The 23,433-nt window shown below is 64.9% G+C and carries 21 protein-coding genes; 9 read left to right on the top strand and 12 right to left on the bottom strand.

Annotation, left to right across the window (positions count from 1 at the left end):
• Positions 1 to 216: 216 nt before the first annotated feature.
• From JQ604_RS28130 to JQ604_RS28120, 3 genes are read right to left on the bottom strand one after another with little or no spacing between them, the layout of a single operon-like run.
• Positions 217 to 858: a GNAT family N-acetyltransferase gene (locus JQ604_RS28130; RefSeq protein ID WP_212363929.1), complete on the bottom strand. Its 642-nt coding sequence runs from the start codon at positions 856 to 858 to the stop codon at positions 217 to 219.
• Between the two features lies 1 nt (position 859).
• On the bottom strand, positions 860 to 1,510 hold the full coding sequence (locus tag JQ604_RS28125; protein ID WP_212363928.1) for a 3-oxoacid CoA-transferase subunit B: 651 nt from the start codon (positions 1,508 to 1,510) through the stop codon (positions 860 to 862).
• A gap of 24 nt (positions 1,511 to 1,534) precedes the next feature.
• A complete protein-coding gene (locus JQ604_RS28120) occupies positions 1,535 to 2,242 on the bottom strand; it encodes a CoA transferase subunit A (RefSeq protein WP_212363927.1) in 708 nt (235 codons plus the stop codon).
• Between the two features lie 264 nt (positions 2,243 to 2,506).
• On the opposite strand from JQ604_RS28120, the gene JQ604_RS28115 reads away from it, so the two are divergent.
• The 5 genes from JQ604_RS28115 (at position 2,507) to JQ604_RS28095 (ending at position 8,924) form a co-directional block, all read left to right on the top strand.
• A complete protein-coding gene (locus JQ604_RS28115) occupies positions 2,507 to 4,456 on the top strand; it encodes an AsmA family protein (protein WP_212363926.1) in 1,950 nt (649 codons plus the stop codon).
• A gap of 245 nt (positions 4,457 to 4,701) precedes the next feature.
• On the top strand, positions 4,702 to 6,087 hold the full coding sequence (locus tag JQ604_RS28110) for an ABC transporter substrate-binding protein (RefSeq protein ID WP_212363925.1): 1,386 nt from the start codon (positions 4,702 to 4,704) through the stop codon (positions 6,085 to 6,087).
• A gap of 75 nt (positions 6,088 to 6,162) precedes the next feature.
• A complete protein-coding gene (locus JQ604_RS28105) occupies positions 6,163 to 7,035 on the top strand; it encodes a carbohydrate ABC transporter permease (RefSeq protein ID WP_212363924.1) in 873 nt (290 codons plus the stop codon).
• Positions 7,032 to 7,883 carry a carbohydrate ABC transporter permease gene (locus tag JQ604_RS28100; RefSeq protein ID WP_212363923.1) on the top strand — a complete coding sequence of 284 codons (852 nt, stop codon included), beginning with the start codon at positions 7,032 to 7,034 and terminating at the stop codon, positions 7,881 to 7,883. Before JQ604_RS28105 ends, JQ604_RS28100 begins: the two co-directional genes overlap by 4 nt.
• 54 nt (positions 7,884 to 7,937) lie before the next feature.
• Positions 7,938 to 8,924: a hypothetical protein gene (locus JQ604_RS28095; protein ID WP_212363922.1), complete on the top strand. Its 987-nt coding sequence runs from the start codon at positions 7,938 to 7,940 to the stop codon at positions 8,922 to 8,924.
• Between the two features lie 6 nt (positions 8,925 to 8,930).
• Here JQ604_RS28095 and JQ604_RS28090 read toward each other — a convergent pair whose 3' ends face one another.
• The 4 genes from JQ604_RS28090 to JQ604_RS28075 are packed head-to-tail and all read right to left on the bottom strand — an operon-like array spanning position 8,931 to position 12,348.
• Positions 8,931 to 9,434, bottom strand: coding sequence for a DUF6622 family protein (locus tag JQ604_RS28090; protein ID WP_212363921.1), 504 nt, complete (start codon positions 9,432 to 9,434; stop codon positions 8,931 to 8,933).
• Positions 9,435 to 9,449: 15 nt separating this feature from the next.
• Entirely contained in the window at positions 9,450 to 10,265 is an 816-nt protein-coding gene (locus JQ604_RS28085; protein WP_212363920.1) for an ABC transporter permease, read from the bottom strand.
• On the bottom strand, positions 10,265 to 11,179 hold the full coding sequence (locus JQ604_RS28080) for an ABC transporter permease (protein WP_212363919.1): 915 nt from the start codon (positions 11,177 to 11,179) through the stop codon (positions 10,265 to 10,267). Before JQ604_RS28080 ends, JQ604_RS28085 begins: the two co-directional genes overlap by 1 nt.
• Positions 11,176 to 12,348: an ABC transporter ATP-binding protein gene (locus JQ604_RS28075; RefSeq protein ID WP_212363918.1), complete on the bottom strand. Its 1,173-nt coding sequence runs from the start codon at positions 12,346 to 12,348 to the stop codon at positions 11,176 to 11,178. Before JQ604_RS28075 ends, JQ604_RS28080 begins: the two co-directional genes overlap by 4 nt.
• Before the next feature lie 218 nt (positions 12,349 to 12,566).
• Between JQ604_RS28075 and JQ604_RS28070 the strand changes: the two genes are divergently transcribed.
• Entirely contained in the window at positions 12,567 to 13,799 is a 1,233-nt protein-coding gene (locus JQ604_RS28070) for a tetratricopeptide repeat protein (protein ID WP_212363935.1), read from the top strand.
• Here JQ604_RS28070 and JQ604_RS28065 read toward each other — a convergent pair.
• From JQ604_RS28065 to JQ604_RS28050, 4 genes are all read right to left on the bottom strand, one after another.
• Positions 13,784 to 14,767 (bottom strand): adenylate/guanylate cyclase domain-containing protein, encoded by a 984-nt coding sequence (locus JQ604_RS28065; protein WP_249158736.1) that lies wholly within the window; start codon positions 14,765 to 14,767, stop codon positions 13,784 to 13,786. The two genes, JQ604_RS28070 and JQ604_RS28065, sit on opposite strands and share 16 nt — an antisense overlap.
• Before the next feature lie 36 nt (positions 14,768 to 14,803).
• Positions 14,804 to 16,270: a glycerol-3-phosphate dehydrogenase gene (locus tag JQ604_RS28060; RefSeq protein ID WP_212363916.1), complete on the bottom strand. Its 1,467-nt coding sequence runs from the start codon at positions 16,268 to 16,270 to the stop codon at positions 14,804 to 14,806.
• A gap of 78 nt (positions 16,271 to 16,348) precedes the next feature.
• Positions 16,349 to 17,878 (bottom strand): ABC-F family ATP-binding cassette domain-containing protein, encoded by a 1,530-nt coding sequence (locus JQ604_RS28055; RefSeq protein ID WP_212363915.1) that lies wholly within the window; start codon positions 17,876 to 17,878, stop codon positions 16,349 to 16,351.
• Between the two features lie 343 nt (positions 17,879 to 18,221).
• Complete coding sequence (locus JQ604_RS28050; RefSeq protein ID WP_212363914.1) at positions 18,222 to 20,909, bottom strand: sensor domain-containing protein; 2,688 nt, start codon at positions 20,907 to 20,909, stop codon at positions 18,222 to 18,224.
• 260 nt (positions 20,910 to 21,169) lie between these two features.
• On the opposite strand from JQ604_RS28050, the gene JQ604_RS28045 reads away from it, so the two are divergent.
• Positions 21,170 to 22,285 (top strand): NAD(P)/FAD-dependent oxidoreductase, encoded by a 1,116-nt coding sequence (locus tag JQ604_RS28045; protein WP_212363913.1) that lies wholly within the window; start codon positions 21,170 to 21,172, stop codon positions 22,283 to 22,285.
• Between the two features lie 92 nt (positions 22,286 to 22,377).
• On the opposite strand, the gene JQ604_RS28040 is transcribed toward JQ604_RS28045, so the two are convergent.
• Positions 22,378 to 22,563, bottom strand: coding sequence for a YdcH family protein (locus JQ604_RS28040; RefSeq protein WP_212363912.1), 186 nt, complete (start codon positions 22,561 to 22,563; stop codon positions 22,378 to 22,380).
• Between the two features lie 249 nt (positions 22,564 to 22,812).
• On the opposite strand from JQ604_RS28040, the gene JQ604_RS28035 reads away from it, so the two are divergent.
• Complete coding sequence (locus JQ604_RS28035) at positions 22,813 to 23,019, top strand: YdcH family protein (protein ID WP_212363911.1); 207 nt, start codon at positions 22,813 to 22,815, stop codon at positions 23,017 to 23,019.
• Between the two features lie 196 nt (positions 23,020 to 23,215).
• Complete coding sequence (locus JQ604_RS28030) at positions 23,216 to 23,425, top strand: hypothetical protein (RefSeq protein WP_212363910.1); 210 nt, start codon at positions 23,216 to 23,218, stop codon at positions 23,423 to 23,425.
• Positions 23,426 to 23,433: the final 8 nt, after the last annotated feature.

Below are 23,433 nucleotides of genomic sequence, written 5' to 3'. Positions count from 1 at the left end.
GCTGCTTGTAAGTCCGCCCCATGGCAACACCTCCAGTCGGAAGTGTTGCACTTCGTTTGTGAACTCAGGGGACCCATGACCCCAAATGCTGATTGTTTCGCGACGCTGGGGCCACGATCCCTTTCACAACAAAGCTCGGTGGTAATGGATCCTGGCTTTCGCCAGGATGACGGTTGTGGGTACGGCCAAAATACGGAATGGGGCGCGACGAACGCCTCACATCGCGCGCACAAATCTCCGAAACCCCGGCGAACCCGTCAGCGCCTCGAACGCCGCATCGCGTTTCTCCTCGGCGAACGCAAATCCCGCCATGGCATAGCAGCGCTCGGCGGCCTGGTTGCCGATCAGGAACGAGATCGAGGCCTGCGCATAGCCGGCCGCCTTTCCATCGGTGAGCGCGCGGGCGATCAGCGCCTGCGCCAGTCCACGACCGCGATAGGCCGGATTTGATGCGACATGCTCGATCAGCCATTCGCCGTCGCCGCCCTGCACCCAGCAATCCCTGGCGTAGGCGCCGCGCTGGCCGATCGCAGCGGCATCGATCCCGCTCTCCGCGGCAATCTCGGCGATCGCCGCGCGCGCTGACACCAGCGTTCCCGCGGCCGGCATCGCGCACAGCGCCGCGGCCGGCCAGCCATCAGCCTCGGCGACCAGGAAGTGCGCGACATGATACCAGGATCGCGTGCGGGCGACCGCGAGGCGCGCGATGAAGGCAAGACAGGCGGCCTCATCGCGGTCGAGCGCGATATCGAACCAGCCGCGCGGCATTGGGCCGCGCTGTGCGGCGACGATGATGCGGGCGATGAAGCCGGCGTCGTCAGGGCGTGCGGGACGGATCGAACTCCGTCCCGGGGCCATCTCAGGTGTTCTTCAGCGCGACGCGGAACTCGGCCTCGGTCTTGGACTTCACCTCGTCGAGCGTCACGCCGTCGGCGAGCTCGATCAGCGCCATGCCGCCGTCGCCATGCTTGTCGATGGTGAACACCGCAAGGTCGGTCACGACCATGTCGACCACCCGCTCGCCGGTCAGCGGCAGATTGCACTTCTTCAGGAGCTTCGGGCCGTCCTTGGCGGAATGCTCCATCACCACGACGACACGCTTGACGCCGGCGACGAGATCCATCGCGCCGCCCATGCCCTTCACCATCTTGCCGGGGATCATCCAGTTGGCGAGATCGCCGTTCTGGGCCACCTGCATGGCGCCGAGGATCGACAGGTCCATGTGGCCGCCGCGGATCATGCCGAAGGAATCCGCCGAGGAGAAATAGCTGGTCGACGGCAGCTCGCTGACCGTCTGCTTGCCGGCATTGATCAGATCGGCATCGACCTCGTCCTCATAGGGGAACGGGCCCATGCCGAGCATGCCGTTCTCGCTCTGCAGGCTGACGTCGACGCCATCGGGAATGTAGTTCGACACCAGCGTCGGGATACCGATGCCGAGATTGACGTAAAAGCCGTCGCGCAACTCCTTGGCGGCGCGCGCGGCCATCTGTTCACGGGTCCAGGCCATAACGTTCTCCTGACGAATTGCGGGTTAAGCGGCGGGCCGCGGACGGGTGTTGCGGAATTCGATCCGCTTGTTGGCCGTTCCGACCTCGATGATGCGCTTCACGAACAGGCCGGGCGTGTGAATGTGGTCGGGATCGATCTCGCCGGCCGGCACCAGGTGCTCGACCTCTGCGACGGTGACCTTGGCGGCGGTCGCCATCATCGGGTTAAAATTGCGGGCGGTCTTGCGGTAGACCAGGTTGCCGGCGGTATCGCCCTTCCAGGCGTGGACGATCGCGAGGTCGGCGAACAGGCCGCGTTCCATGATGTACTTATGGCCGTCGAATTCCTTCACTTCCTTGCCTTCGGCGATCAGCGTGCCGACCCCCGTTTTTGTGTAGAAGGCCGGAATTCCGGCGCCGCCGGCGCGGATGCGCTCGGCCAATGTGCCCTGCGGGTTGAATTCGAGCTCGAGCTCGCCGGCCAGATATTGCTGGGCGAACAGCTTGTTCTCGCCGACATAGGACGAGATCATCTTCTTGATCTGCCGGGTTTCCAGCAGCCGGCTCAAGCCGATACCGTCGACGCCGGCATTGTTGGAGACCACCGTCAGGCCCTTCACGCCGCTGTCGCGGATCGCATCCGACAGGGCTTCCGCAATGCCGCAGAGGCCGAAGCCGCCCGACATGATCATGATGTTGTCCTTGAGGAGACCGTCGAGGGCCGACTTGGCGTCGGGATAGACCTTGTTCATGCGACAAATACCTTGCGGGGCGCGAGCGGCGGTGATCAGCGGATTATTAGGCGAAATCTTCGCAGTGCGTCAATGACGGGTCCCGGGCGGCTGGACAGGCCTGGACGGGCCTGCCTGCGACGCCAGGACGGCCTTGAAAGCGACAAGAAAAGCCTTCAAGTTGCGTGGGTTGGCGGGGGCCTGCGAAACGCGGCCCGCCGTGTTCAACGACCCGACAAACCTCAACCTGACAGCTTTTCATCCGACCTGGATATGTCACTGACGATGGCCCAAGGAATGAAGCGCCTGGGGATGCCGATTGCGGCTTTGCTCGGCCTGGCGCTGATCGGCCTGATCGGCACGTCCTGGTTCCTCAACCGGGACGCGCTGCAGCGCGCGGTCGAGGCGCAGATCCGCGCCGTCACCGGGCTCGAGCTGGTCGTCAACGGCCATATCGACGTCTCGGTCTTTCCGGGCAGCTACGTTTCCTTCCACAACGTCGGCTTGAAGGGCGCTGCGACCATCGACCCCGCGCTGCAGGTCGACGTGCTGACCGCAAATCTGCGGCTGCTGCCGCTGCTGCTGCGGCGGTTCGAGATCGCCGACGTCATGATGCTGCGTCCGCATATCCAGGTGGTGCGCGACGGCAATGGCGAGAGCAACTGGACGCCGTTCGTCGAGACCATCGCCAAGGCGATGAAGCCCGGCGCCGAGAACCAGGTGTCGTTCTCCGAAATCCGCATCCAGGACGGCGAGCTCAATTACGAGGACGAGACGAACCATGTCTCGGAGAAACTCGGCGATATCGATCTGTCGCTCGCCTGGCCCTCGATCTCGCGCTCCTTTGCCGCCACCGGCCAGTTCGACTGGCGCGGCGAGCGCATCGACGGCTCGGTCTCCGCCGGCGATTTCCTCGCGCTGCTGTCCGGCGAACGCTCCGGCCTGAAGGCGCGGCTCGTCAGCGCGCCGCTCAAGGTCGCCTTCGACGGCACGGTCGCCAATCGCACCAGCCTGATGATGGAGGGTGTCTCCACCATCGACAGCCCCTCGCTGCGCAACGCGCTGCGCTGGATGGGCCAGGCGCCGCCCGGCAGCGGCGGGTTCGGCCGCTTCGCCCTGAAGGCGCGCGCCAACGTGGTCGGCGGCTCGGTGGCGCTGACCAATGTCAATGTCGAGCTCGACGGCAATGTCGCCGAGGGCGTCATGACCTATGCCAACAACGGACGGCAGACGCTGCAGGCGACGCTGGCCGCCGGCAATCTCGACTTCACGCCCTACATCTCGACCTTCCGCCTGCTGGCCAGCGGCCAGCGCGACTGGAACAGGCAGCTGTTCGATCTGTCGTCGCTGTCGACCACCGATCTCGACATGCGCCTGTCGGCGGCGCGGGTGACGATCGGCCCGACCAAGCTCGGCCGCACCGCGTTCGGCGCCAATTTGCGCGGCGGCGCGCTGGCGCTGTCGATCGGCGAGGCCCAGGTCTATGGCGGCATCGCCAAGGGCTCGTTCGGGGTCGCGCGCTCGGACGCGGTCGCCGACATCAAGGCGCAATTCCAGTTCATCGATGTCGACCTGCAGGCCTGCGCCGGCGAATTGTTCGGCATCACCAAGCTGTCGGGCCGCGGCAATCTCAACGTCTCGCTGATGGCCTCGGGCTCGAGCCCGTTCGGGCTCGCACAATCGCTCGACGGCACCGCGACCCTGACCGGGCATGACGGCGCGATCGCGGGCTTCAACGTCGAGCAGTTGCTGAAGCGGCTGGAGAAGCGGCCGCTGTCGGGCGGCGGCAATTTCCGCTCCGGCTCGACGCCCTACGACAATCTCAATCTCTCGGTGAAGTTCTCCGACGGCGTCGCCACCGCCGAGGACATCCGCGTCGAGGGACCGGCGGCGAAGATCACGCTGACCGGCACGGCTTCGGTGCCGTCGCGCGAATACGACATGAAGGGCGTCGCGAGCCTGACCGGCTCGGCGAGCGGCGGCAAGGATTTCGACCTGCCCTTCGTGGTGCAGGGGCCGTGGGACGATCCCCTGATCTTTCCCGATCCGGAAAGCCTGATCCGCCGCGCGCCCGCGGCCGCGCCGCTGCTCGATGCGGTGAAGGATCGCAAGACCCGCGATGCCGTGAAGTCGGTGATCGAACGTCTCACCGGCGTGCGGCCGGCCGCGCCGGATGCTGCGGCGCCTGCGCCGACGAGCGCGCCATCCGCGGCTGAAACTTCGAAATCGAATTGATTGGACGCGCGACGCATCTAGCAACGGACTGCGCGACGCGTGAGCGCCGTGCCAAATGATTATAACCATCGATGCGAAGTGTGGATTGATTGATGCGAAGTGTGGATCGATGCGCCATCGCAGCGGCTTCGCGAGCCATCCTCACCCTCGACCTATGTCTGACAACATGCCGCTAGATCGCCCCGCAGGCATGGGCTAGGGTTTCTCCAACCGGTTAACAATCCGGCGATTTGAGGGAGAACAACGTGAGATCCAAGGTAATTGGCGCAGTATCACTCGCGGTCGCTGCGGTCGGCCTGTTTGCGGCCACTGCACCCGCATTTGCCCAGAGCAAGACAATTACGGTCTGGTGGGGCAAGGGCTTCTATCGCTCCGAAGACGACGCGCTGATCGAGACCATCAAGAAGTTCGAAGCCAAGACCGGCATCAAGGTCGAATTGTCGCAATACGCGATCCAGGACATGATTCCGAAGACGGTGGCCGCGCTCGATTCCGGCACCGTGCCCGACGTCGCCTACTCCGATACGTATGACGTGCAGGTGCAGGGCAAGTGGGCTTACGAAGGCAAGCTCGAGGACCTCACAGATATCATGGAGCCGATCAAGGATCGGTTCGTGCAGAACACGCTGGATGCGTCGATCCTCTACAACAACGTCGCCAAGAAGAAATCCTATTACGGCTTCCCGCTGAAGCAGCAGAGCATGCACGTCCAGATCTGGAAGGACATGCTGGAGAAGGCCGGCTACAAGCCGGAAGACATCCCGAACGACTGGACGGGCTACTGGTCGTTCTGGTGCGACAAGGTGCAGCCGGCGATCCGCAAGGCCACCGGGCAGCGCATCTATGCCGTCGGCCAGCCGATGGGCGTGGAATCCACCGACGCCTTCCAGTCGTTCTACACCTTCATGGACGCCTATCACGTCAAGCTGGTCGACAATGACGGCAAGCTCTTGGTCGACGACCCCAAGGTCCGCGACGGCCTGATCAAGGCGATGAAGGACTATACCGACACCTACATCAAGGGCTGCACCCCGCCCTCGTCCACGACCTGGAAGGACCCGGACAACAACGTTGCCTTCCACAACAAGACCATCGTGATGACCCACAACTTCACGATCTCGATCGCGGCGAAGTGGTACGAGGACTCGCAGAACCAGGCGTTGACGCCCGAGCAGCGTGAGGCCGGCAAGAAGGCCTATGGCGAGGACATCATCACCGCGTCCTTCCCGAAGGCGCCGGACGGTTCGACCATCCAGTACCGCTCCGACGTCAAGACCGGATTGGTCTTCACCGCGGCCAAGAACAAGGCCGAGGCCAAGCAGTTCATCAGCTTCCTGCTCGAGGAAGACAATGTGCGGCCCTACATCGAGGGCGCGCTCGGCCGCTGGTTCCCGGTGACCAAGGCGAGCCAGGAGAGCCCCTTCTGGCAGGCCGACCGGCATCGCAAGGCGGTCTACACCCAGTTCAAGGGCGGCACCTCGGCGTTCGACTTCACCAAGAACTGGAAGTTCACCATCCTGAACAACGAGAACGTCTGGGCCAAGGCGATGAACCGCGTGGTCAGCGAGAAGGTGCCGGTTGACAAGGCGGTCGACGAGCTGATCGCCCGCATCAAGGAGGTCGCGGGTTAAACCCGGCCTGATATAGGTATATGCTAACGCCGGCCGCGGATTGCCGCGGCCGGTTGCTTTCGGTGAGTATGCGATATGGCGATCACGATCTCTGGCTCCGACTCAATCCCTGGCCCGCCTCTGTCCTCGCGCCTGACGACGCAGCAGGTCTGGGGCATCGCGCTGCTGGCGCCCTATCTGCTCGTCTTCCTTGCCTTCGTGGTCTATCCGGTTGGCTATGGCCTGTGGCTGGCGCGCAATCCCGCGAGCTATGTCGCGCTGTACAACGACCCGATCTTCACGCGCGCCGCGGTCAACACGCTGATCTTCCTGGTCGTCGGCATCAACGTCAAGATGCTGATCGCGCTGTTCCTGTCCGGCTTCTTCGCGCAACAGCGTCCGTGGATCAAATGGCTGTCGGTGATCTTCATCCTGCCCTGGGCGGTGCCGTCGATCCCGACCATCCTCTCGGTGCGCTTCATGCTCAATCCCGAATGGGGCGTGGTCAACCAGCTGATCTTCAAGTTCACCGGCGATGACGGCCCGAACTGGCTGAACGATCCCGCGGTCGCGCTCGCGATGGCGATCGGCGTGCACATCTGGAAGTCGCTGCCGTTCTGGACGCTGATCCTTTTGACCGGACGGCTCGCGATCTCGCACGACCTCTACGAGGCTTCCGAGGTCGACGGCGCCAATTGGTGGCAGAAGTTCCGCTTCATCACCTGGCCGTCGATGCAGACGCTCTATGTCACCTGCACCTTGCTCTCGATGATCTGGACGCTCGGCGACTTCAACAGCGTCTATCTCTTGACGGGCGGCGGGCCGGCCGACCTGACGCATGTGCTGTCGACGCTCGGTATCCGCTATCTCCGGCTCGACCAGCTCTCGCTCGCGATGGCTTCCATCGTCGTGGCGATGCCGCTGGTGCTGCCGCTGGTCTACTTCATGATGAAACGGTTGTCGCGATGAAGCTTCCCTCCCTCCGCGAAGTTGGCACGGAAGCCAAGCTGCTCCTGATCGGCATCCCGGTCTTCATCTGGACCATGGTGCCGATCTATCACATGTTCCTGTTCGCGATCTCGCCGAAGGAGGACGCGTTCTCGGGCAAGCTGTGGCCGGCGCATCCGACGTTCAAGAACTTCGAGATCGTGTTCTACCAGCAGCACTATTTCCTGCGCGACTTCTGGATTCAGTTCTGGAATTCGACCGTGATCGCGCTCGCCGCGGGCGCGCTGACGCTGTTCGTGGCGACCGCGGCCGCGTTCTCGATCTCGCGGCTCAAGGTGCCCGGCGGCCGCTGGGTGATGAATCTGGCACTGTTCACCTACTTCATCCCGGCGGCGTTTCTCGCCGTGCCGATGTACCGCACCATGGGCAATTACGGCCTGCTCAACAATCACTGGTCGCTGATTCTCGCGATGGTGACGATCGCGAGCCCCTACGCGATCTGGGTGCTCAAGCAGGCCTCCGACAAGCTGCCGGTCGAGCTCGACGAGGCCGCGACCATGGACGGCGCGACGACGCTGCAGCTGTTCCGCCTGGTCTATGTGCCCCTGATGATGCCGTCGCTGGTCGCGATCGGCACCTATGCGGTGCTGCTCGCCTGGAACGAATATCTCTACGCGTTCCTGCTGCTCTCCAAGGACACCGACATCACGCTCCCCGTCGCGCTCGGCAACTTCCTCGCCGCCGACGACTCGCCGTGGGAATTGCTGATGACCACCGGCTTCATCTACGCACTGCCGCCGGCCGCGGTCTACTACGCCTTCAAGCGCTACATGGTCGGCGGGCTGACGGCGGGCGCGGTCAAGTCGTAACGACCCGCCGCGCGGCGCGCCGGATCGTCCGGGGAATGCTGGGGAGTTGGGGCGTTGCGAACCACCGACGCCATCCATCTGGGGCTGATGCTGCTCGCGCTCGCTGCGGCCTATCTGGTGCCGTTCGAGCTGCTGCTGCTCGCCTATGTCGTGCTCGGCCCGGCCCATTACTTCACCGAGATCTCCTGGCTGCATGACCGCAGCTATTTCCTGCCCCATCGCGGCATCGCCGTCGCGCTGGTCGCTCTCGCGATTGCCGCAGCCCTGATCGACAACGCGTCCTGGTTCGGCTTTGCGATGTGGGCGGCGCTGATCGGCTGCGCGATGCTGGCGGCGACCAAATCCGCGGCTGAGGGCACGCTGCTGTTCATCGTCGCGATCGGCCTTGCCGGCGTGATGTATGCGAGCGACGCGCCATTCGCCGTCATTGGCATCCTGATCCCGACGCTGATCCACGTCTCGCTGTTCACGCTGGTGTTCATGGCGCTCGGCGCCACCCGCTCCGGCAGCCCGGCGCAGGTGGCGCTGGTGATCGTCTATCTTGTCGCAGTCGCGGTGATCCTACTGGCGCCGCCGACGGCCGAGGTGCGGATCGCGGCCTTCGCCCAGGCGGCCAAGGACTATTTCGGCAATGTCGGCCCAGCGCTGAGCCGGCTGTTCGGCATTCCCGGTCTCAAGCTCGACACGCGGCTGACCAGCCTGCTCGCCTTCGTCTACACCTATCACTACCTGAACTGGTTCATCAAAGCCGACGTCATCCGCTGGACCGACATCTCACGGACGCGGCTGGCGCTGATGATCGCCGCGAGCGCGGCGTCGACGGCGCTCTATTTCTACGACTACGCGTTCGGCTTCACCTTCCTGCTCGCGCTGAGCCTCACCCACATCCTGCTGGAATTCCCGCTCAACAGCCTGGCGCTGCGACAGCTCGGCGGTGCGCTTCAGGACGGCGTCCGGGGCCTCGCGGGACACAAGGCGGCAGCAACGGCGCGCCCACGGCCCACAAGCGCAGGGATAGCGAAGCGACGGAAGCGACCGTAACGCCGGTCAGGCACCCGCATCGTGTTGTCGCTTGCGCTGATAGGCCAGCAGCAGCGCGATCGCCGAGCCGATGAAATAGCCCGACGTCGCGCCCGCGATGGTGCGGCCGACGATCGCGGCCAGGAGGCGATCGTGGACATCGATGGCCGAGATCACAGCGACAGCATACTGCAGGCCGAACACGACGAGATTGCGGACCAACGGAAACAAGCTGCCGGGCCGCATGATTTGCCCCGTCTTGTGATCGAGCTCAAACGGTCGCGGCGTCAGGATGCCGACCGGCACGAGAGCCACTACGGCGGTGCCCCATGCGATCAGCGGCCAGATGCTGTCCTGCCGCAAGCCCAACCGCGAGACGCCCCAGACGATGAACACCGCCGGCACGATCAGCGCGCGCCAGATCGTCGTCGTCCGTGGCTGCGTCGCCTTGATGCCCTGCCAGACGAGATAGCCGAGCAGCAACCACGCCCAGAGCGGGGTATGGGTCAGGATTCCATAGGCGAACGGCATGGTCACCTCAGTTCACTACAGCGGCGCGGCGCTCTCGCCCTGCGACGACGAGAGCTTCGAGGCAAAGGACGCGACCACGATGACGACCGCGATCAGCGCGATCACCAGTGTGCAGATCGCGTTGATCTCGGGCTTCACGCCGAGGCGCACTTCCGAATAGATCCGGATCGGCAGCGTCGCCGAGCCCGGACCGGTCGTGAAGCTCGCGATCACGACGTCGTCGAGCGACAGCGTGAAGGCCAGCATCCAGCCGGCGGCGATCGCGGGCAGGATCAGCGGCAGCGTCACCAGCAGGAAGGCGCGGACGGGATCGCAGCCGAGATCCATCGCGGCCTCCTCGAGGCTGCGATCGAGCGAGGTCAGGCGCGACTGCACCACCACGGTGACGAAGCACATGGTCAGCGTGGTGTGGGCGATGGTCACCGTCCAGAACCCGCGCTCGGCATTCAGCGCGACGAACAGCAGCAGCAGCGACAGGCCGGAGATCACCTCCGGTATCACCAGCGGCGAATACAGCATGCCGGAGAACAGCGCGCGGCCGCGAAACCGCTCGCCACGGGCGAGGCCGACGGCCGCGAGCGTGCCGAGCAAGGTGGCGAGCGTGGCGGAGACGGCGGCCACCCGCAGGCTCATCCAGGCCGCTTCCAGCATGGCGCGATCGTTGAAGAACTCGTGATACCAGCGCAGCGACCAGCCGCCCCACACCGTCACCAGCCGCGAGGCGTTGAAGGAATAGATCACGAGGATGACAATCGGCAGATAGAGGAACGCCAGCCCCAGCGCCAGCGACGTCATGTTGAACCGCGTGATCCTGACGACCCTGCTTGCCATCAGCGCCCGCCTTCCAGCTGGCGCCGCTGCAGGCGGTCATAGAGCAACAGCGGCGGCACCAACAGCACCAGCAGCGCGACCGCGGCGGCGGAGGCCACCGGCCAGTCCTTGTTGGTGAAAAACTCGAGCCACAGCGTCTGCCCGATCATCAGCGAATCCGAGCCGGCCAGCAAATCGGGGATCACGAACTCGCCGACGATAGGGATGAAGCAGAGCAGCGCGCCGGCGCCGACGCCGGGCAGCGACAGCGGAAACGTCACCAGCCAGAATGCTTCGCGCGGCGAGGCGCCGAGATCGTTGGCGGCCTCCAGCAGCGAGGTGTCCATTTTGGCCAGCGTCGCGTAGAGCGGCAGGATCATGAACGGCAGATAAGAATAGACGATGCCGAGATACATCGCGCTGTCGGTCGACAGCCACACCACCGGCGCAGGCACGATGTGCAGCGTAAGCAGGATCTTGTTGAGCAGCCCGTCGTGCTGGAGGATGTTGATCCAGGCATAGATGCGTATCAGGAACGAGGTCCAGAACGGCACGATCACCAACGTCATCGCCACGCCCTGCCAGCGCTGCGGCAGCCGCGCCATGCCGTAGGCGATGGGATAGCCGATCAGGAGCAGGATCAGCGTCGAGGTGACGGCGACGACAAGGCTGCGCAGATACGACAGGATGTAGAGATTGTCTGAGATCAGAAGCTTGAAATTCTCGAACGACAATTGCGAGAGCGCCGCCGTGAATGCTTGCCATCCCTCCGCGAGATCGAACACCGGCGTATACGGCGGCTGCGCGATCGCGGTCTGCGACAGGCTGATCTTCAGCACGAAGCCGAACGGCACCAGGAAGAACAGCACCATCCACAGATAGGGCGCGATCGCGGCGAACCGTGCCGGGCGGGCGAAGATGCGGCGCGCGCTCATTGCTCCAGCACCAGGCAATCGTCGGGCGTGAACCACGCCACCACGCGCTGGCCCGCCAGATAGGCATCGACATCGAGCCGCGCGGTGTTCGCCGCCGAGGCGCGGATCATGGCGCCCGATTCGAGCTTCACCTTGTAGGTGGTGAGCCCGCCGAGATAGTTGACGTCGGTGATGACGCCGTCGAGGCGGTTGATGGTGTGCGCGGCGCCCTCGCCTACCGCGGGCGCACGGCGCGACAGCTTCACCTTCTCGGGCCTGATCGCCACATTGACCACATCCTTGGTCACCGGAGGCCAGAGCTCGCTGACCATCAACGCACCGGCGCCTGCGGTTGTGACAGTCAGACGGCTGTGCTCGCGCGCGGTCAGGCGTCCCTCGAACAGATTGATGTCGCCGACGAACTCGGCGATCCAGCGCGTCGCCGGCGCCTCGTAGAGATGACGCGGCGTCTCGACCTGCACCAGCCGACCGGCGTCCATCACGCCGATTCGACCAGCCATCGTCATCGCCTCTTCCTGGTCATGGGTGACGATGATGAAGGTCGTGCCGAGCCGGCGCTGCAGCTCCATCAATTCGGCCTGCGTGCTTTCGCGCAGCTTCTTGTCGAGCGCGGCCAGCGGCTCGTCGAGCAGCAGCACCTGCGGCCGGCGCGCCAGCGAGCGGGCCAGCGCCACGCGCTGCCGCTGCCCGCCGGAGAGCTGGTCCGGCTTGCGCTTCTCCATGCCTTCGAGCTTCACCAGCGCGACCATCTCGGCGACGCGGGCCGCGATCTCGGCCCGCGCCATGCCGGCGCGCTTCAGGCCGAAGGCGATGTTGTCGTAGACCGACAGATGCGGAAACAGCGCGTAGTTCTGGAACATCATGTTGACGGGCCGCTCATGCGGCAGCACCGGCGCGATGTCCTTGCCATCGAGCAGGATGCGGCCCTCGTCGGGCGTCTCGAAACCGGCCAGCATGCGCAGCAGCGTGGTCTTGCCGCAGCCGCTGGGGCCGAGCAGCGCAAAGAACTCGCCGGCGCGGATGTCGAGCGACAGCGTGTCGACGGCGCGGAAGGTGCCGAACGTCTTCGCCACACCCTCGATGCGGAGCAATGGCATGTCGGCGGCGAAGGACTGCGGCGCCGGTCTTGCGGCGGCTCCGTGCTCGTCGATCTCTGCGTCCTCAGCCATGATTCCCGTGGGGTATGATGCCGGCCGCAAACTAGCGGCGGATCGCCGGCGGCTCAATCGCCTCACGCATGTCTCCCGCAATATTGTGGCGTCACCCGGCTCTGCTACAGTTCAGGTCCCACTCGGGAGAACAACCGATGCCGCAGGACCGCTACGGCCTGACGCTTTCAACCAACTCGGACCGCGCCGCCGCGCTTTACGTCGACGGCGTCGACCGCATGCTGGCGGCCCTGCTCGGCGCCGACGCCGCCTTCGACGCCGCAATTGCGGAAGACCCGGATTTCGCGCTGGCGCATCTCGGCCGCGCCCGCGTCCATCAGCTCAACATGGAAGGCGCGGATGCCCGCGCCAGGGTGGCCGCCGCCCGGCAGTTCGTGGCGAACGCCACACCGCGCGAACGCCAGCATGTCGAGATCTTCGCGTCGGCAATCGAAGGCCAGCCCAAAAAGGCCGTGACGGCGGCCGAACAGCATCTGCAGGAATATCCACGCGACGCGCAGGTGCTGGCGTTGCTGCTCGGCGCGTTCGGCCTCTACGCCTTCTCGGGTCGTGCTGACCACGACGCCGCACGGCTTGCCATCTCGGAACGCTATGCGGACGACTATGGCGACGATTGGTGGTTCCTGACCTATCTCGGCTGGGCGAAGACCGAGGCTGGCGATCTCATCAACGGCCGCGCCATCACCGAGCGCGGCTATGCGCTGAAGCCGTCGAATGCCGGGGCCGCGCATGCCGTCGCCCACGCGCTGTTCGAACAGGGCAATGGCGCCGAGGGCCGCAGCTTCCTGTCGGCCTGGCTGCCGGCCAATGACCGCACCAGCTTCCTGCAGGGCCACCTCGCCTGGCATCTTGCGCTGATCGCCATCGAGGATGACGACGCCGACGGCGCGCTCGACATCTACGAGCGTCACATCAAGCCGTCAGGCCGGCCCTACCCGCCGCTCAACATCTACACCGACACGGCCTCGCTGCTGTGGCGGCTGTCGCTCGCGGGCAAGACCGGGCTAGACGCGCACTGGCAGGACGTCGCGAGATATGGCGATGGATTCTTTGCCAAGGCGGGCGCGCATTTTGCCGACGTCCATCACGCCCTCGTCGCGGCCACCACGAACAACACCGCACTCGAAGCACGGCTATCGGAGATGCAGGCAAGAGACGCCGATGGCAAACTCGCACCGGGCCCGTCCGCCATCGGCCTCTGCCGCGGCATCGCCGCCTTCGCGGCCGGCGATCACGAGAGCGCGGCGCGCATCCTCGAACCGCTGATGCCTGACCTGGTGCGGATCGGCGGCAGCCACGCGCAGCGCGAATTGTGGGAGGATACTTTCATCGTCGCGAGCCTGCGCGCCGGCCAGGGCCACAAGGCGGCGGGCCTGATCTCGGAGCGGCTGCACCGCCGGCCGTCGCGGCGCGACGAGGCCTGGGCACGAGAGGCTCAGGTCTTACGCTGAACTGCAAACACTTCCATCGCCGCCGCACGGCCGCGCAACTGAGCCTGACCGAGCGGCTCGGCGGCGAATCCCCGTTGCAACCGGATGCGTTGGAGCAGGTCGCCGGAGGCCAGCAAATCGCGACCAGTCTGTTTGCAGTGCTCCTGCAGCCGTGCGGTGACGTTGACGGTGTCGCCGAAATAGGCGAGCTGGCGATGCGAGCGGCCGCATTCACTGATCACGACGGGGCCGGCGTGCAGGCCGGCGCGGAAGCTCGGGACCATGCCGAACTCCTGCCGATAGGACTCCGCCTTGCCGGCGATGCAATCGGCGATCGCGAAGAAGCAATCGATACAGCGCCCACCGGCATTGGTCGGCCAGGTCACAATCACCTCGTCGCCGACATAGGCGTGAACCTCGCCGCCATGGGCGACGATGGCGGCATCGATGTCGAAGAAGAAGCGGGTCAGGAGATTCTGCACGCGCAGCTCCCCCATCGATTCCGCGAGCGTGGTCGAGCCGACGAGATCGAGAAACATCAGCACGCGCTCTTCGCGCACCGGCGTTCGATAACGGCCGAGCGCCACATTGAGCAGCACCCGGCTGCCGATCAGCCGGGTCAGTTCGAAGATGCCGCCAACAAGAAGGGTCGCGACGAACGCGGTTACAGTAATCTTGGGAAATCTATCGACCAGCCAGTCGCTCTCAATACGGTACCCATAAAGCAGCGGCTGCAGGCCAAGCACGACGGTTGCGATCACGATCGCCATGGTCGCGGACCGTACAGCGAGGTCCGTCAGCAGCGGCCAGCGGCTGATCCAATCGGTTCGCCGCGAGGTGAAGTAAAGATGGACCGCCCAGCCGGCGAGCGCGACGGCTACGCCGTGCAAGCCGCTCCGCGCATAATTCGCCGCCGACGCCTCATCCGATTCGTCGAGGAGATAGCGCAGGAGCATTCCGAACAGCAGGCCGAAGATGGCGACAAACATCGTTGGCGTAATCGCGCGGCGCATCAACGGTCCCCCTCAACTCTCCGTCGCCATGAATACCGCCAACCGCTCGCGATCGGCCGGCGGCATGGTCAGGCCGAGTTTCGAGCGGCGCCACAGCACATCGTCTGGAAAGCGGGCCCATTCCTTCTGCATGAGATAGCGCACCTCGGCGCCGGTCAATTCGGTTCCGAAGCTGGGACCGAGATCACTCCTCTGCTTCGCATCGCCCAGGATATCCCTGACATTGAGGCCGTACGCCCCGACCAGCCGGCGCGCCTGCTCGTCGCTGAGGAAACGCCAGCGGTCGCACGCGATGTCGACTTCGGTCTCGAAGCGGCTCCAGGCGAATTCGCCGCCCGGGAGCGGCGCGGTCGCGGTCCAGCGCGGCGACATCGGATAGAAGCGCGTCAGTTCGGAGACCGCCTTCTCGGCGCGGCGGCGCGCGGTGGTGACGTCGCCGCCGAAGATCGTGATCAGTGGCGTGGCGCGACCCCTGGCGTCGAGGCGCATCATGCCGTCGCGCTCACGTCGGCCCTTAGGCGAGATGACGGAATTGGCCCCGGTCACCATCCGCACCACGTCCGCCCCGCCGATCGGCTCGCGGAAATAGCGGTTGGCGGCCTCGCAGAGATAGGTGACATCGCGCGTGCCAATCGCGACGATGGCAGGGTCGCCGGTGAAGGCGTGGCCGATGGTGCCGATCAGGGTGAAATCGCGCTCGTACGGACTGGCGAAAATCAGCCGGCCATCGGTGTTCTGAAACACATAGACATTGTCGCTGTCGAACAGCTTGCGCACTACGACCTGGCAGATCTGCGCGGTGCCGAGCTGTGGCGCCGGCACGCGCAGGATCGTGTCGGCGACGGACGCGGTCCAGGCGCCGGTCGCATTGACCAGCGCCCGCGCCGTGATCGCCTTGCGGTAGCCGCGATCGATCACGATCAGCCGCCAGGTGTCGCCGCGCTCGGCGCGCGTTACGCGGGCTCCGGTGTGGATCGCGGCCCCGCGCGCGGCGGCGTCGACGGCGTGAAGCACCACCAGGCGGGAATCGTCGACCACGCAATCCGAATATTCAAAGGCGGTGCCGATCGGCCGCTTCAGCGCGTGACCGATCGGATGATGGGTGACGTCGACGGTTGCAGATGCCGGCAGGCCGGAGCGCGAGGCGAGCCGGTCGTACAACAGCAGCCATGAGCGCAACTGCCATGGCGGCCGCGCCTCGGCATGGGCCGGAACGGCAAAGCTCATCGGCCGCACCAGATGCGGCGCAATCCTCAGCCAGACGTCGCGTTCCCTGAGCGCGGTGTGGACGCGGAGGAAGTGCCGCCGTTCCAGGCGCGCGAGATCGCCATGGATCAGCCGCGGCGAAGCGGAAGAGGCGCCGGAGCCGAGATCGCCCTGCTCCAGCAGGATCACGCGCAGGCCACGACCCGCAGCATCGCGCGCGACGCAAACACCATTCAACCCGCCGCCGATGATCGCGAGATCGTAGTCCGCCATCCGCAACGCCTAACGCATTTCCGTGAGAACGACATACGTGCTCGCATAAAAAAATAGAGCGAGGCGCAGCCGCCACATCTAGTTCGCGCCAACCGAAGCAAAGAACTGTTCCGGACTGTCGACCTCGATCAGCTTGTTCCCCGCGATCACCCAGAACCGGTTGGCCACCGTCCGCACGAACTGGCGGTCGTGCGACACCAACAGGCAACTGGTCTGCTGCTCCATCAGTTCCTGCTCGAGCGCCTCCTGGCCTTCGATGTCGAGATGGTTGGTCGGCTCGTCGAGCAGATAGAAGTTCGGCTGCGTAAGCCGCAGCACCAGCATGCCGAGGCGGGCCTTCTGCCCACCCGACAGCCGCCCGATCGGACGGCCCTGCATCTCGATCGAGAGCCCGGCGCCGGCCAGCAGGCTGCGCGCACGCTGATCGCCGACCTCGAAGCGATGCGTGAGCATGCGCATCGGCGTGTCCGCGTCGGACAGATCAGCGAGTGACTGGTCGCAATAGCCGAGCACCAGCGATTCCGTCGCCCGAATCTCGTCGGCTGCCCCCTGCGGGCTCTCGATCGCCCGCCGCAACGCGCCGACAAGGCGGGTCTTGCCGGCGCCATTGGGGCCGAGCAGCGCGATCCGGTCGCCCCCGCAGATGAATTGCTGGCCGATCCTGAACAGCAATGTGCCGTCGGGCGTGGCGATGCCGGCGTTGTTCAGCCGGACCAGGACCTTGGCGTGGGCGTCGCGGTTGGCGAGCCGGATCGTTCCGGCCGACCGTTCGATGTGTGCGGGCTTTGCCGTCTCCTCCAGTCGCTCGGCACGCTGCTTCAATTGCCTGGTCTTCGACAGCAACAGGTCGCTGCCCGAGTTGATGCCGAGGTTGTTGAGCTTCGCCGCCTGCTGGCGCAGTTGGCGAGCGGTCTTGATGTCCCGCTGATAGCGCCGCGCATCTGATGCATCTGATGAATCGAGCGCCGCCCGCGCCAATGTATAGGGCGACGAAAACAGAGGAGAATGCTCCGGGCGCAGGAACAGCGTCCGGTTCGTGGTCGCATCGAGAAAGGCGCGATCGTGGCTCGCGATCACGACCGGCATCTCGCGGGGCAGCGCGTTCAGCCAGGCTTCGAGCCGGCTGATCTTGGCAAGATCGAGATGGTTGGTCGGTTCATCCAGCAGCAACAGATCGGGCTCGGTCACCATCACGCGGGCAAGTAAGGCAAATCGCAGCCAGCCACCGCTCAGCTGCTTGAGGGGCCGCTCCCACAATTCCTCCGGCACCTCGAGCGACTGCAGGACAACGTCGACCCGCCAGGCTTCGCTGACGCGTTGCTCCGGGAGAAGCACCTCGAGCACACCAGCATGGAAGTGCATATCCAACAGTCTCGATGGAACGTGCTGTTCGACATGGCCGAGGGTCAGTCCCCGCGTTCGGGTGATGTCACCCTCGTTGGGCTCCATCGTCCCCTCGATACAGCGCAGCAGGGTGGACTTGCCGCGGCCGTTGGCGGCCACGAGGCCGATCCGGTCGCCGCCGTTGACGACAAAATTCAGTTGGGAAAACAGCGGCGCGTTCAGCGTCACGCCGAGATTGCGGACATTGATGAGGGTCACGATCATGCTCTGGTCTTGCCGGCCATCACGACACCCCGAGGCCGTCAGCCATCGTCGGATGCACGTGTCGAAGCACGGCGGGGGATCAAGTGCGGGTACGAAACGCAGAAGCGTTCGATGCCGCACGGCCACGGAGGGCAGACCAGGAAGAGATTCTGGAGGGGTTTCCGGTCAGCCCTGCAAACGCGTCTGCAGGGCGTTGACGGGGCCACGCTTGAGGTGGGGATCGGAATATCTCACCACGACGCAGCCCTCCTTTCCGGTTGAAATGATCGGACGGCTTGACGGTACCCGCACGTACCAGCGATGGCAAGCTCGGCCGGCGATCCGGTCCGAAGGTGAGACCCGCTTACCCGACCTTGCGCACGGTGTCCGCAAGCGGGCTGCCGCCGACGAGCGCGGCGAACTGCGCGATCGGCGCCGGCCGGCCGATCAGATAGCCCTGCACGGCATCGCAGCCCTCCTCGGCCAGGAAGGACAATTGTGCCTCGGTCTCGACGCCCTCGGCGACGATCGACATCTCCAGGCCATGGCCGAGATCGATCACCGCGCGCACGATCGCGGCAGATTGCGGGTTGCGGCCGAGATTGATGACGAAGGCACGGTCGATCTTGATCTTGTCGAACGGGAACGCCTGCAGATAGCTCAGCGACGAATAGCCGCTGCCGAAATCGTCCATCGAGATGCGGACGCCGAGCGCCTTCAGCCGGCGCAACAGCGCGAGGCCGCGATCGAGGTCCTCGATCAGCACACCCTCGGTGATTTCGAGCTCGAGGCGGTCGGGCGACAGGCCGGTTTCCAGCAGGATCGAGTGCACGAGGCCGACGAGGTCGCCATGGGTGAACTGCGCGGGCGACAGGTTGACGGCGACCTGCAGCGGCGCGCTCCAGGACGCGGCCTCGCGGCAGGCCTCGCGCAGGATCCACTCGCCCATCTCGACGATCAGGCCGCTCTCTTCCGCGAGCGGAATGAAATCGCCCGGCGGCACGAAACCGCGCACCGGATGATGCCAGCGCGCCAGCGCCTCGAAGCCGATCACCTCGCTCTCGGCCACGGTGGCGCCGGAGGCCGCCTGCGGCTGATAATAGAGCGACAATTCGCCGTTCTTGATCGCGACTGAAAGCTCCTGATGCAGCACGCGGCGGTCGCGGATCTGCTGATCCATGTCCGGCTCGTAGATCGAAATCGTGCCGCGCGACTTCGCCTTGGCGCGGAACAGCGCAGCGCCGGCATTGGCGAGCAGCGAGGCGGCGTCCGAGCCGTTATGCGGGAACACCGAGATGCCGGTGGTGGCGCCGGTGCGCACCGACTTGCCGTCGATCGGGAATTCGCGGCCGAGCGCCTCGGCGGCCTGCTCGGCAAGCGCGATGCCGGCGGCCGGCTGCTTGCCGTCGATGATCAGGCCGAATTCGTCACCGGACAGCCGTGCAACCACACCGCCGCGGGCGACCGACTGCAGCCGCTGGGCGACCTCGACCAACACCTTGTCGCCCATCGCGTGGCCGAACACGTCGTTGATCTCTTTCAGCCCGTCGAGGTCGATGCACAGCACCGCGAATTCCTCGTCGGTGCCGGCGCAGGCCTCGATCATCTGGGTCAGCGCCTGGAGGAAGGCGGCGCGGTTCGGCAGATCGGTCAGGCCGTCATGATAGGCCATGTGCGCCATCCGCGACTCGGTCTGGCGCCGGTCGGTGACGTCTTCATGGGTCTTGATCAGATATTGCGGCTCGCCGGAATCGTCGAGCACGGTCATGCGGCGGGTCAGGAACAACCGCAGGCCGTCCTTGGTCGAGATCGGATGCTCTTCCGCGACCATGCTGCGCTTGCGTAGCGCCGCTTCGTCGCGCGCGATGATCAGCTTGGCTTCGCGCGGATTGAAGATGTCGGAGGCGGTCAGCCCGGTGGCGTCCTCGCGGCGGCGGTTGAGGATGGTTTCGGCGCTGCGGTTGGCGAGCAGATAGCGGCCGTCCTTGACGCGTTCGACGATCAGCGCGACCGGGATGTTGTCGACGACGAGCTCGAGGAATTTCTTGTTGTTCTCGAGCTCGCGCGACAGCGCGCGGCGGTCGGTGACATCCTCGAACAACGCGATCAGGAATTCGGGATCACCGGCCTCGTTGCGCGCGACAACGCGGTTGGAGGCGAGGATGCGCTTCTCCGAACCGCGCTCGACGAAGAATTCGCTGCGGTGATAGCCCTGCGGCGTCTCCAGCGCGGCGCGATCCGCGGCGGCGATGCTGGCCGCCGTTTCGGGACGGAATATCTCGTCGGCGTGCTTGCCGACGATATGGTCGCGGGAGAAGCGGGAAAAGCGCTCGAAGGCGCGGTTGGCGAAGATGTAGCGGCCGTCCTCGATATTCTTGGCGGCGACACAGACCGGCACGTTGTCAAGCACCGATTCCAGGAATTGCGTGGTCGAGGCGAGCTTGCGCGACAGCTGGCGCTGGTCGGTGCAGTCCAGATGCGTCGCGACCGAGCCGCCGTTCGGCAGCGCGAAATATTTCACCAGCACCGACTTCCCGTTCGGCAGCTCGGTGACCAGCCCTTCCGCGGTCGCGGCCCTGGCGAAGAATTCATCGTCGCTGAGATCGAGCGCGCTGCGCTGGCGGCGCAATTCGAGCAGCTCCTCGCGGTTCATGTTGCGCGGCACGTCGGCGCGCGACAGCCCGTAGATGTCGAGATAGCGATCGTTGCAGAAGATGATCCGGCCCTTCGGGTCGGTCATCACCACGCCCTGGTTGAGGTGGTTGAGCGCGGACGAGATGAAGGCGTTGCGGCGCAGCTGCGCGCGCTTGACCTTGCGCAGCGACGACAGCACCCAGAGCCCGACCGCGCCGAGGAAGGATGCGGCCGCGATGCCACCGATCAGGAGCTCCCAGACCATGTGAGGATCGAGGTCACCGAGATAGGTCGACGGCGCAAAACCGCCGGATGCGGCGAAGGCGAATCCGCACGGCGCGACGACGGCGAAAAGGCACAGCACGGCCTTTGCCGGAATCGAAGTCGTCCCGCCTGCCTGCCAATTCTTGCCAGCCATCATTCACCCGCGGATTTCCGGCCGGAGTGTCGGACTTCGGCGGTTTGGATCGGGTAAACGCACACCGCTGCAACTGGAAAATGTGACTTAATTTATGGCAATTGCCCTGACATGATTAATGGTCCACTAACGGGGCACGACCTTTGCACTAAGTTGAGGCCGTCCAATCACTTGCCGGGATGGATTCCGGAACCGAACAATGAAAAATACGCGCAACGGCGTGGCCGTGCGGCGCCCAAATCGGCACTCTGAAGGACACGATGGACAGGGTTGATTGTGTGATCGTCGGCGCAGGCGTGATCGGGCTTGCGGTGGCAAGGCGGCTGGCCCAGGCCGGGCGCGAGGTGATCGTGCTGGAGGAGGCCGAAGGCATCGGCACCGTGACCTCGTCGCGCAACAGCGAGGTGATCCACGCCGGGATCTACTATCGCGCCGGCAGCCTGATGGCGCGGATGTGTGTCAGCGGCAAGCGGATGCTGTACCGCTATTGCGCCGAGCACGGCATCCCGCACAAGAATTGCGGCAAGCTGATCGTCGCGACCACACGTAAGGAAACCGAGAAGCTGCAATCGATCCGCGCGCATGCCGAGGCCAATGGCGTCGACGACATGCAGTTGCTGTCGGGCGAGGCCGCGCGGGCACTGGAGCCGGCGCTGAATTGCGACGCGGCGCTGCTGTCGCCATCAACCGGGATCATCGACAGCCACGCCTACATGCTGGCGCTGCGCGGCGATGCGGAAGCGGCCGGCGCGGCGTTCGCATTCCACACGCCGCTGCTGCACGCCAAGGTGACCGGCAAGGCGACCGGCGGCCGCTTCGAGATCGAGGCCGGCGGCGAAACACCGATGACGCTGGCCTGCGATCTCCTGATCAATGCCGCAGGATTGAACGCGCCGGCGGCGGCGCGACAGATCGACGGGATGCCAATCGAGCTCATTCCAACGGCCTATCTCGCCAAGGGAAATTACTTCAGCTGCAGCGCGCGGGCACCGTTCTCGCGACTGATCTACCCGGTGCCGGAGCCCGGCGGGCTCGGCGTGCATCTCACGCTCGACATGGCCGGCCAGGCGCGGTTCGGGCCCGATGTCGAATGGATCGATCATATCGACTATGCCGTCGACCCGGCGCGATCCGAGCGGTTCTATCCGGCGATCCGGAAATACTGGCCGACACTGCCCGACGGCGCGTTGATGCCGAGCTATTCCGGCATCCGCCCGAAGATCGTGCCGCCCGCGGTGGCGACCCAGGATTTCATGATCCAGGGCGCGCACGATCACGGCGTGAACGGCCTGATCAATCTGTTTGGAATTGAGTCCCCGGGCCTGACGTCATCGCTGGCGATCGCCGATCATGTCGGCGATCTGGCCCAGCTCTGAGCACGAGCAACAAGTCCTTCTGCGGATGAGCGCATCAGCGCCCATCCGACGACGAAAGACTTGGCTTTACGAAAACTCGACGGGGGGACTGACTAGTGGAGAGTATCGTCCGCGGAATTTCTCAACCGCTCGATCTCATCCTTGACCATCAACTTGCGGCGCTTCAACTCGCAGATGTGCAGGTCGTCTACGGAGGGGTGCACGAGTGCTTCGTGCAGTTCGTTTTCCAGTATTTTGTGCTTGCGTTCCAGTTCGACCAGATGCGCCTGTATTGCCATGCCGCATTCTCCTCGGTGGATTAAACCTCAGATTCGATTTCGACGGGGACAAAGGAGTGTACACAAGCCAGCGAATCTGTCGATGGGTATCGGTAAAATGTCGCGCTCATGTTTTCGAAGTTATCTGTAACCAATCGTGACTATGGAACCAGTCCAGCTTGCGCAGCGCGCGTTCAGGGACGATATTTCGCGGGAAATGGCGGCCGCCCGGCCGCCACAACCTCACCGTGCTTTTAGTTAACGTACACCATGAACGACCAGGATGAGCGCGAACTTCTCGCCGAACTCGCGCGGCTGCAACAAGAGCACCGCGATCTCGACGCGGCGATCGACGCGCTGCATCAGTCGCCGGCGCCGGATTTGCTGATGGTGCAACGTTTGAAGAAGCGGAAGCTGCAGCTGCGCGACCGCATCGCCTTCATCGAAGACCAGATCACGCCCGACATCATCGCGTGAAATTTGCGCGTGCGTTCACCGCGGCCCGGCTGAACGCGGCCGCGCCCGATCGGACGTTTTTCCCCGTCATCCACAACAGCCGGTGCGTTCACATTCCCGGCAAGCGGTGCGCGAGCCTGATTTTCAGCCCTTGACTCCAAAAGAACAAAGAGAGAACATGACCTCTCAGCCGCCAGAAAAAGTAAGGGAGCCTGCCATGTCCGCACCGTCATCGCTGTCCGACAACAGCCGCTACGAGCAGGCCTGCGACCAGGCGATCGCGATGTGCGACGGCAATCTGCGTTCGACCATCAAGGCGCTGATCATGGCGAACGAATATCTCGAAACCGAGCTTGAGGAACTGCAGGCCGCGATATCGGCCGGCTGCGTGCCCGCGCGCGCGCAGGCGGCGAGCGACGCCGCCTGATCACCCCT

This window comes from Bradyrhizobium jicamae (genome assembly GCF_018130695.1).
Taxonomy (GTDB): domain Bacteria; phylum Pseudomonadota; class Alphaproteobacteria; order Rhizobiales; family Xanthobacteraceae; genus Bradyrhizobium; species Bradyrhizobium jicamae_B.
This window is presented reverse-complemented; position numbering and strand designations above follow the sequence as displayed.